The following is a 10,230-nucleotide window of genomic DNA, read 5'->3' as shown; positions in this document are numbered from 1 at the left end:
CTCCACCCGCCGCACGAACACCAGCGGCAACGCCCCCGGCAACACCACATCCCGCTGCGGCAGATACATCCGCCCCGACGCCAAGTCCACCGGATCCGTACCCCCGGCGGTCTTCGCCCCATCCGGCGTCGCATGCGGCGCCGCCCCATCCCTGGCCAGCGTCTGCAACCCCGGCCGCTCCGCCCGGGCCAAAGTCGCGGGCAACCGCTCAGCAGCCGCGACCGCCGCCCTCGCACCCCCCAGACCCTTCGTCCCGATCAACTCCGGCACCAAACGCCCAAGACCCTCCGACGGATCCTTCTGGAACGCATCCCACATACCCTTGAGCGCCGCCCCCGGGTCATTGGCCATCCGCAGCAGACCAGCAGCCGTGCTGCTGAGATTCGTCACATACTCGGCAGGATGGGTGAGGTTGTACAGGTCCATCGGATTCACCGACCGGGCAAAATTCACCAGCCCCGCCGTCCCCTTCACCACACCACCCAGGAAATGACCCGCATCCAGGTTCAGGCCCTCCAGCCCGTCCGACACCTGCTTCGCGTACGACGGCTTCTTCGGCGCGGCGTCCCGCGCCGCCTCCACCGCCGTCTTCGCCACCCCTTGCGCCTCGTTCCGCTGCCGCCGCGCCTCCGCCAACAAGTCCTGCGCCGCCTTCATATCGGCCGCCCCCGGATCATGGAACGCGCCCGGCTTGTCCGGCAGCGAGACAGGATCCCGCTTATCGGCCGGCAGCGCGTTGTACGCCTCCACCGCCCTGTTGTACGCGCCCACCGTGTCGTTATGCGCCGAGCGGGCGTCCTCCGACGCCTTCTTGCCCTTCTTATAGCGCCGGATCGCCTCCTCCGCCTGACCCTGCGCCCACTCCACCGTCCCCGCGAACCGCTCCAGCGCCCCCGACGCCTTCTCACACGCGTCCGCCGCCGTGAACCACTTCCTCGGCTCGACCGACACGCTCTCCCGGAACGAGTCCGCCGCCTTCCCCTTCAACGACCGCGAACCAAGCCCCCGCAACCCCTTGCCCACATTGTTGAACGCGGTCTTGAAGTCCGTGAGATGGCCGGCCGTTGAGCGCAGCTTCGACGAACTGCCATGGATCAGCTTCTTCGGATCCTCGCTCTCCCCCAACTGCATCTCGTCGACATCCGCGCCCAGCGCGTCCGCCGCCGCATCCGACTTGTCCCGGACCCAGTCCGCACCGCTCTCCCAGCCGACGTCATCCAGCCGGTCGCCCGTCCAGTCCCCCGCGTCATCGATGGCCTCACCGACGTCCTCGACCCGATCCTCGACCCAGTCCTTGACCCCATCCGGAACGAAGTCTCCAAACCCCACGCGCAGTTACCCCCGTACCAGGACCTCACGGCATTCCGGATGAGGGTACCGACCCCAGTTCGGTGCGATCAGCCGAGGTCAGGATTGTTGCGCGCGATGATTCGGGGCTGCGCAACAACTCGATCGCCGTCCAGACTCGCTACGAGTCGGGGCCAGGCCGTCAGCCGTCAGGACGTGGCGGCCAGAGGCATCAGGACCTACGGGGGAGGCACGGAGAATGATCGAGACGTTATTTCGGGGTGATGAACTACCCGTGGCGGAGCGGTTCGAGAGTTGGCGCGGTCTGGCGTTCGCAAGTCACTCGCCCCATGTCATCCGTACGGAGCACGCGGCCGACTTCCGCGGCACGCTGCGGGTGCTGGACCTCGGTGTCGTCCAGGTTTCCGTGTTCTCGTGCCCGCCTCTGGAGTCCTTCCGGACCCCGGCGCTGATCAGGCAGTCCGACCCGGAGATCTACCACCTCTCGGTGCCCCTGGCCGGGCGCGTGGGGGTCGCCCAGGGCGGCCAGGAGGTTGTGGCCGGGCGGGGCGACCTGGCGCTGGTGAGCAGTTCGCATCCCTATCGGGGGCAACTGGACGCGACCGACGGTACGGTCTCGGCCGCGGAGATGCTGATCCCGCGGGCGGTGCTGCCGCTGCCGGGCGGCCTGGCCGAGCGGCAGTTCGCGATGAGGCTGCCGGGGCGGACCGGGATGGGCGCCCTGCTCGCCCAGTTCGTCACCGGCCTGGTCACCGACACCACGCCCTACGGACCGTCGGACTCCGCGCGGTTGGGCGCCATCGCGCTCGACCTGGCCACCGCCCTGCTCGCCCAGCAGCGGGGCGCCCAAGGCCCGCCGGAGACTTTTCACCACGCCCTGGCCATGCGCGTCCGCGGCTATATCCATCAGCACTTGGCCGACCCCGAGCTGAGCCCCGAGCAGATCGCGGCGGCTCAGCACATCTCGGTCCGTTCCCTGCACCGTCTCTTCCGCCACCAGAAGACGACGGTCTCCGCGTACATCCGCCACCAGCGGCTGGAGCAGGCCCGCCGCGAGCTGGCCGATCCGGCGCTGTGTATGCGGCCCATCCACGCCATCGCCGCCCGCTGGGGGTTTCGCCGGGCGGCCGACTTCACGCGCGCCTTCCGTGCCGCCTACGGCATGCCGCCCAAGGACTTCCGGCACCTGACTGGCGTCCAGCGCTAAGCGGCTGGCGCCCAACGCTAAGGACAGTCCCGCACCACCTCGGCAGACTCGTTGAGCAGGCAATGGTGTTGGCGCGCCCCCTTTGGTGCGCCGTGGTCATGCCGTGCCTGCCGCGCCCGCTGCGGCACATCGCCCGGCGCACACCGGGGCCCGGTCCCATGACCCCCTCGACCGAGTGCTTCGGCGCGCTGCCGGGCGAGCCGCAGCGGGCGGGACAAAATAGGGGAAAGGCAACATCATTACATCGCAATCGCTCTTGCGCTCACGGCAGCCGACGGCGACTGCCTTCTCGACAAGCGATCCTGGTCGGCCCGGGCACCGGGCCGAGCTGGAGCTGGGGCCGGTGCGGCTGTCCGTGCTGTGCTTTCCCGCACTGTCTTCGCTGCTCGCCCGGAGCGGCGATCCGCGGGGGTGGCGGCTGGTCCTGGTGTCCGACGGGCCGCTGACGCTGGGCCGGGGGTCCGGCGCCATCCGTCTGGAGCCAGGCCAACTCGTGCTGTGGGACCCATGGGAGCCGTTCGACGCGGCGGCGGCCGACCGGGCGAGACCGCCCCGGGCGATGGTCCTGCATCTGCCGGGCAGCGCGCTGTCGCTGCCGCACCACGCGCTGCGCGGCCTGGTGGCGCGGCCGGTGCCCTCGGACTCGGGCCCGGCGGCCCTTCTCGCGCGATTCCTGGAGGGGCTGGCCGGACCCGCCGCGGCAGTGGACATCCCGCAGGCGACCTGGGTCGGGCGCGCCGCGGTCGACCTGGCGGTGGCGTTCCTCAGCAGTGTGACCGACGTACTGGACGATGCGGCGCGACTGCCGCGGCAGGTGGCGCTCCTGAGGGAGATCAAGACGTACATCGACCGCAACCTCAGCGATCCCGATCTGTCGCCGACGACGATCGCGGCCGCGCACCATATCTCGGTCCGCTATCTGCACCACCTGTTCCGGCAGGACGAGCAGACGGTGGGAGGCTTCGTCCGGGAGCGGCGGCTGGAGAGCTGCCGGGCCGATCTGACGGACCCGTGCCTTGCGGGGCAGAGCATGGCGGTGATCCGGGCCCGGTGGGGCTTCCAGGACGCGGCGGTGTTCAACCGGGCCTTCAAGAAGGAGTACGGGATCACGCCGGGCGAGTACCGCAGGCGCGAGGGTGTGCCCGCGGGGGTCCGGTAACGGGGTCCGGTAGCGGTAGCGGTCGCCAGTGGTGCTGTGGCTGAGCCGGCGGGGGACCGCCGGCTCAGCCACAGCGTTCGATGGCATTTGCGCTCAGGCGCGGAGCGCCGGCCAGGTGTCCTCTCCCACTTGGCCGTCGCGATGGAGGTTGTGATCCCGCTGGAAGGCTATGACCGCTGCCTTCGTGTCGGGGCCGAACTGCCCGTCGATGCCGTGGGGCCCGATGTCGTATTTGCGGGCCTTGAGGATGCACTGCACCTGGCGGACGGCCGCTCCCCTGCTGCCCTGCTGGGTGAGCGCGGTGCCGGAGTAGTACTGGCAGGACTTCCACGGCTTCGGCTGCGAGGTCTTGGGCGGAGGCTGCGTCTGCTTGGGCTGGTTCGGGGTGGCAGTGATGATTTTGGTGATGGTCCTGGTCGGCTGTTTCTGTTCGGCAGGGGGCTGGGTCTCGTCGGACCCACCGCCGTTGCCACCGCCACCACCCTGTGGGTTCGCGGGGGCGGACGTCGCGCTCGGCGACGGCTTCGCCGAGTGCTTCGCCGCGGATGACTTCGACGCCCGCGGGTGGTGTGCGGACTTCGAGGCCGTCGCGGCCACCTGCTTCCTGCCGTCGTCCGACGAGCCCATCCCCGGTACGGCGAAGGCCACCACCCCGATGGCCACTGCGGTGACGGTCCCCACCGCGGCCCACACCAGGCCCCGGCGGCTCTTGGGCGGCGCCGGCTTGAGCGTACGCTCCGGGGCGCCGCGGCGGAGGATCGTCAGCTGTTCCATCGGCGACACCGCGGCGGCGAGCCCGCTCCATGCGGAGCGGGCCCCGATCAGCTCGGCGAGCGACGCCGGCCACTCCTGGGCCGGTGCGTGTTGCCGCGCCGTGTCGACGACTTCCTGCGGGCTCGGCCGTCCCTCCGCGCTCTTGTCCAGACACCGGCCGATCAACTCCGCCAGGGCCGGATCGGACTCCGTCACCTTGGCGAGCACATCCGCGCTGGGCGGCGAGTAGACCACGCGGTGGATGACATCGGCCGTCGAACCCTCGCCGAACGGCGTTCTGCCGGTGGCCGCGTGTGCCAGCACCGAGCCGAGCGAGAAGACGTCCGAGGCGGTGCCCGCCTCCCTGCCGTCGGCCTGCTCGGGGGACATGAACGCCGGGGTGCCCACGTGCTGACCCGTCATGGTGAGCACGCTGGCGTCAGTGGTGTGGGCGACCCCGAAGTCGATGACCCGCGCCCCGTCGGCGCCCAGCAGGACGTTGGACGGCTTGAGATCGCGGTGGACGATCCCGGCGGCGGCGAGCGTGGCGAGCGCTTCCCCGATCTCGTCCGCCAGCCGCCATACGACCGGAGCGGGGAACGGGCCGAAGCGGCGCACCGTGTCGTCGAGGCTCGGCCCCGGGACGTACGCGGTGACCATCCACAGCCGCTCCTCCTCGTCGAAGCCCGAAGCGACCAGCCCCGCGGTGTACTTCCCGTGGACCCGCCGTACGACCTCGACCTCGCGCTCGAACCGGCGCCGGAACCTCGGGTCCTCGGCGTGCTCCGGCCGGATGACCTTGACGGCCACCAGCGCCCCGGCCCCGTACGGGGCCGCGGCCTCCCCCTCCACGCCCGCTTCCCGCCCGAGGTAGAGCCGGCCCATCCCCCCGCCACCCAGGCGCGCCAGCACCCGGTAGGGCCCGATCGCCACCGGGTCCGACCGCCGTAGCGGTTCCGCGCCGAGGCGTTCGAGGTCGGCGCTGCTCAGCTCTCCGGTCCAGGGGTGGACCGGGTCCCTCTCAGACATGGGAGTTTCCTTAGGGAGTTCCTGCTGTGACGCTCCGGGGCGGTCAGCGCTGGTGCTGGCCGCCGGCGGCGGAGATGTTCCTCAGGACCGTGTCGAACTTCCTCTGGAACTCGTCCAGGGAGTGCCTGATCTTGTTCAGGTCGGTCTGGGCGCTGCTCCAGGAAGAACGGAACTGGGCGGCGTACGGGCCGCTCCAGTGGTTCGGGTCGCTCAGGGTGGTCCCGGCGTCGGAGAGCTGCTTGATGGCATCCTGGAAGCCGCCGCCGATGATGCTCAGGAACTTGCTGCTCGCCTGGTGTGCGACGGGGTCGACTGAAATCTTGTCATCTGCCATGGTGTTTCTCCTGTTTCTTGATCGGTCCCGGAGTTGTGACTTATCGCGAAATTCTCCGGTCCCGGGCTTCGCCGTGTCATTGATCTGGAGCGCACAGTGCATATGCGCTCGGTGCAAGACTCCATAAGCCCGTGTTGATGGTTCAGTTCGCCACCTGCACCCCCGCCGCCACGCCGTCCACGACGAGGTAGCCACGTCCCGGCAGCGGTGCCATGCGGTCGTGGCGGGGCAGCTGTGTGCCCAGCAGATCGCCGTCGAGGTCGTGGTCGGGGCACAGGAGGACGCCGCAGCGGCTGTCGCGGGTGCGTTGGGTCCAGTGGCCGTAGGAGCGGCGCAGGGTGTCGGCGCGGCCGGCGGCGATCATGTGGTGGCCGGTGGCGGGGAAGGAGAGCCACTGTTCCAGGAAGCCGCGTTCGTCCTCCACCGTGTCGACGTCGTCGGCCAGGAGGAGTACGGGCCGGCCTGGGGGGAGTGCCGTGAGGGTCTGTTCCAGGTCGTCGTACGTGGTGGCCAGGGCGGTCAGACCGGGCAGGTCCCGCAGTGGGGAGCGGCGCGGGGCGAAGCCGACGACCGTGGTCGGGGTGTCGGTGGACGCCGAGGCCGTTACGAGACGGGCGAGTGTGCACAGGGCCGTGCTGCGGCCGGACCGCTGCGGCCCGGCGATCAGGGCGTGTTCGCGTTCGTACAGCCGTAGTCCGGCGCAGCCGAGGGTGTCGGAGTCCAGGCCGACGGGGAGCCACCAGGGGTCCGTGGCGGTCTGGGCCGGTGCCGTGAGGGCGGTGGCGGGGACGTCGGTGGGCAACAGGCCGACCTCGGGGGCGCTGCGCTGGGCGCCGGTCCACCGGGCGGCGGTTTCCGCGACGGCGGCGGCCAGGTCCTCGCCCGGCCAGCCGATCTGGATCACCTGCCGGTTGGCGGCCACGAGCGCCCGGCCCGGCACATAGCTGGGGACCGCGTTGCGCGGTACGTCGAAGTATCCGTACTCGCCGGGGTCGGCCAGCCGCAGCAGCAGCTTGGTCTGGGTCAGGGCGGACCAGGCCGTCGGTACGGCGCCGGAGCGGTCGGCGCTGACCGCGAACCTGATGCCGACCGCGGGGCCGTCGGCGTAGACGCGGGCGAGCTCCTCGATCAGGTTCATCCCCGCCACGTCCTTGTCGAAGTCCGAGAGCAGGGCGCCGAGGTTGTCCAGCAGCACCAGCCAGTCCGGGGAGCCGGCCGGGCCGCGGGCCTTGCGTGCGTCGAGCTCCCGGCGCAACAGCTTGATCAGCCGGATCTGCCGCTCGCGTTCGCCGGACCCGATGTGGGCGCCGGTGTGCGGGAGGGCGGCCAGCGGGGCCAGGTCGCCCGCGCCGAGGTCGAGGGCGAAGATGTGGTGCCGGTCGGGCGGGCAGGAGCCGGCGACGGACAGGGCGAGCGCGGCCAGGGCGGTGGAGGTGCCCGCGCCACCACCCCCGTAGACCACGATGTTTCCGGCGGCCGGGTCCCAGCCGACCGCGTACTGCCGCTGCCGGTCGGGGTCGTCGGCGAGCGCCCAGGCGGGCAGGCCGGCGGCCTCGGTGTGCAGACCCTGTTCGGCGACCGCGGGGAGGTCCGCGCGGTGCAGCACTTTGGGCAGCGGATCGGGCCAGGGCCGCCGTGGCGGGGCGAATCCGGACAGGTCGGCGGCCTGTCGCGCGGCGGTGACCAGCCGCCGTAGATCGGTCTCGCCCTCCGCGCCGTCGGTGGCCGCCGTCAGCACCGGCATGCCCAGGATGAACGGTGCGATCGTCACCGGGGCGGTCACCGCCGCCTGCGGGGTGACCCCGGTGGACAGCGCGGTCTGCACCGGCAGCACCTCGCGCGCGCTGAGCCGGTAGTAGGCGCGGCCCCACTGGCGGGTGCCGATCCCGGCCGAGGCCGAACTGTCGATGACGTCCTGTGAGTCCCCGGTGCTCTCAAGCCGCAGCGCGATACGGAGTTTGACGTTGTTCTTGATGGCGTCGTTGACCGAGCCGGCCGGCCGCTGGGTGGCCATGATCAGGTGGACGCCGAGGGTGCGTCCGCGCTGCGCGATGCTCACCAGCGAGTCGACGAAGTCCGGCAGGGCCTTGACCAGCGTGGCGAACTCGTCGATCACCACGGCGAGCCGGGGCATCGGCTCCATGTCCCCGTCCCCGTCCCCGGTGTCGCGCAGCCGCTGGTAGTCGCGGATATGGCTCAGGCCCACCTCGCGCAGCAGCCGTTCGCGGTGGCGCAGTTCGGCGTCCAGACAGCGCAGGGCGCGCTCGCTCAGCTGCTCGTCGAGGTCGGTGACCAGGCCGACGGTGTGCGGGAGTTCGGCGCATTCGTCCAGGGCGCCACCGCCCTTGTAGTCCACCAGCGCGAAGGTCAGATGCTCGGGGTCGGCGTCCGTGGCCATGCTCGCGATGAGGGTGCGCAGCAGTTCGCTCTTGCCGGAGCCGGTGGTCCCGGCGATCAGCGCGTGCGGCCCGTCGTCGTCGAGGTCCACGGTGAACAGGTCCCGTTCGCTGACCCCGAGCACGGCCTGCACCCGCAGGGCCGGGGCCCGCGTCTTCCACCGCCCACCGACCTCGGCCCCGGAGACGGCGGTCAGGTCCAGCAGCGGCAGCAGGGAGATACGGTCCGGCAGCCCGGCGCCCTCGACCCGTAGCTCCGGGTCCTCGAAGCGGGCCAGCGCCCTGGCGGTGGCGCGCGCCTCGTCGACCGGCATACCGCCCAGCAGCACATCCGGCACCACCTCGTCGGAGGCCACGTCGCGCACCCGCCCCCGGCCCTCGGGCGCGGCGGTGACCACCGAGGTGCACAGGGCGGGCAGCCGGGTGGTGAGCACCAGGGCACCGCAGCGCAGGGTGCGGTCGGCGAGCAGGTCCCGCAGCGGACAGGGCCGGCCCTCCAGCAGCGTGGCGCCGTCCACGACCACCAGCAGCACCGGCCCGGCGCCGCCCTCCGCACGCCGCGGCGCGGCGGCCAGCAGACCGCGGGCCAGCGTGTCGGCCTGCTCCGGCCCGACCGCCACCAGCCGCGACGTCCCCGACTGCGGATCCGCGCCGTGCGGCAGCCACTTCGTCCAGTCCCAGTCCGCCAGCCGCTCCGGGTCGGCGAACACCGCCAGCGTCACATCGGCCGGCCCGCTCCCCACCAACGCCTGACACAGCAGGGACCGGGCGACGCCGAGGGCCGCCCGGCGGTCCCCCTCGAACCCCACCGCCTCACCGGCCGACACTCCGACCACGACCGGCACCTGTGGCAGCACACACCGCGCGCCCACGATGTCCGCCACCTCCGGCGCCGGCTCCGAGGAGTCGGTGTCCAGCGGCGGGTTCCAGGGCAGATCGGCCGTGCCGACCACCGTCTTGAGGAAGTCCGGGGCGCCCGGGCGCCGTTCCCACAGGGCGACCCCCGGAGCGGTCGCCCGGCGGACCACCTCCGCCGGGTCGGGGTGGGCCGCCCGGCGGGTACGGATCTCCGCCGCATGGCGCGCGGCCACGGCCTGCTCGAACTCCTTGACCCGGGCGGTGTGATCCCGCATTCCACGCCGGAAGGTGAAGCGGCCCCGCAGCCGCTCCTCCAGGAAGTTCCCCACGAACATCAGCGGGGTGAGCGCCGCGATGGCCGCATAGCGGATGTCGCGGGTGATGCCGACGATCGCACCGGCCATGACCAGCGGACCGAGCATGCTGGCGATGGAGAACGGCGCCTTGTTCGCGCTCGGTGGCGACGACGGCGCGGCGATCAGCGGCGGGTCGCCAGGCCTGCCGCCGCGCGGCGGGCGGTTGAACGGCAGGGTGCCACCGGGCCCCACCTCCCGGACCGGGTTGACCCGCTGTACGGGGCCGAGCCGGTCCTGCGGCAGGACGCGCACCATCACCTCGCCACCCAGCGAGACCAGGTCCTCGGGCTGGAGCCGGACGGCCTTGGAGATCCGCTCACCGGATACGTCGGTGCCGTTGACCGTGTCCAGGTCGGTGATGTGCACCTGCCCGTCGGCCGAGATCTCAAGGGCGGCGTGCAGTCGGGACACCCCCGTGGCCACGACGCGCACATCCGCCTCGGCGCCCCGGCCGATGACCGTCCTGCCCACCCGCAGCGGAACGCTGCGCCCGGCCTCAAGACCGCCGACCACCCGCAGCACGGCTGCCGACACCCGCGGCCCGCCGGCCGAGCCCCAGCCCGCGCGGGCCACCCGCGATCCGTGGGCGAGGCCGGATTCGCCAAGACCCGTCTCCGGTGGCGCGGTCCGGCCGTCGATGCTCAGCCCGCTGGCCGGAATGTCCAAAGCCGCGGCGAGGTCGGCCAGCGTGGCGTTCGGCCGGCCGACACGCAGTTCCATTTCCCGCTCGGTCTTGCCGTCGGCATAGACGATCCGCACCGCGCAGTCACTCCAGGGTGGGTCAGGTTCAGTGGGTCAGGTTCACGTGAGGCAGGTTCACGTGAGGCAGG

Annotated in this window: 6 protein-coding genes; 2 read left to right on the top strand and 4 right to left on the bottom strand. The window is 71.8% G+C overall.

The genetic code is table 11. The features are described 5' to 3' along the window. A partial coding sequence (locus CCN51_RS09800; protein WP_245881597.1) for a putative T7SS-secreted protein occupies positions 1–1,329 on the bottom strand: 1,329 nt, incomplete at its 3' end. A 217-nt stretch (positions 1,330–1,546) separates the two neighbouring features. On the opposite strand from CCN51_RS09800, the gene CCN51_RS09795 reads away from it, so the two are divergent. Both CCN51_RS09795 and CCN51_RS09790 read left to right on the top strand, forming a co-directional pair. After that, positions 1,547–2,515: an AraC-like ligand-binding domain-containing protein gene (locus CCN51_RS09795; protein WP_043486371.1), complete on the top strand. Its 969-nt coding sequence runs from the start codon at positions 1,547–1,549 to the stop codon at positions 2,513–2,515. Between the two features lie 256 nt (positions 2,516–2,771). Next, entirely contained in the window at positions 2,772–3,674 is a 903-nt protein-coding gene (locus CCN51_RS09790; RefSeq protein WP_264349384.1) for a helix-turn-helix domain-containing protein, read from the top strand. 93 nt (positions 3,675–3,767) lie between these two features. Here CCN51_RS09790 and CCN51_RS09785 read toward each other — a convergent pair whose 3' ends face one another. The 3 genes from CCN51_RS09785 to CCN51_RS59170 form a co-directional block, all read right to left on the bottom strand. Next, positions 3,768–5,456 (bottom strand): serine/threonine-protein kinase, encoded by a 1,689-nt coding sequence (locus tag CCN51_RS09785; RefSeq protein WP_014174820.1) that lies wholly within the window; start codon positions 5,454–5,456, stop codon positions 3,768–3,770. A gap of 43 nt (positions 5,457–5,499) precedes the next feature. After that, positions 5,500–5,790 (bottom strand): hypothetical protein, encoded by a 291-nt coding sequence (locus CCN51_RS09780; protein ID WP_014174819.1) that lies wholly within the window; start codon positions 5,788–5,790, stop codon positions 5,500–5,502. A gap of 142 nt (positions 5,791–5,932) precedes the next feature. Next, complete coding sequence (locus CCN51_RS59170) at positions 5,933–10,159, bottom strand: type VII secretion EssC family protein (RefSeq protein WP_086859450.1); 4,227 nt, start codon at positions 10,157–10,159, stop codon at positions 5,933–5,935. Positions 10,160–10,230 lie beyond the last annotated feature (71 nt).

The sequence above is a fragment of the Streptomyces milbemycinicus genome (assembly GCF_002154605.1).
Classification (GTDB): domain Bacteria; phylum Actinomycetota; class Actinomycetes; order Streptomycetales; family Streptomycetaceae; genus Streptomyces; species Streptomyces milbemycinicus.
This window is presented reverse-complemented; position numbering and strand designations above follow the sequence as displayed.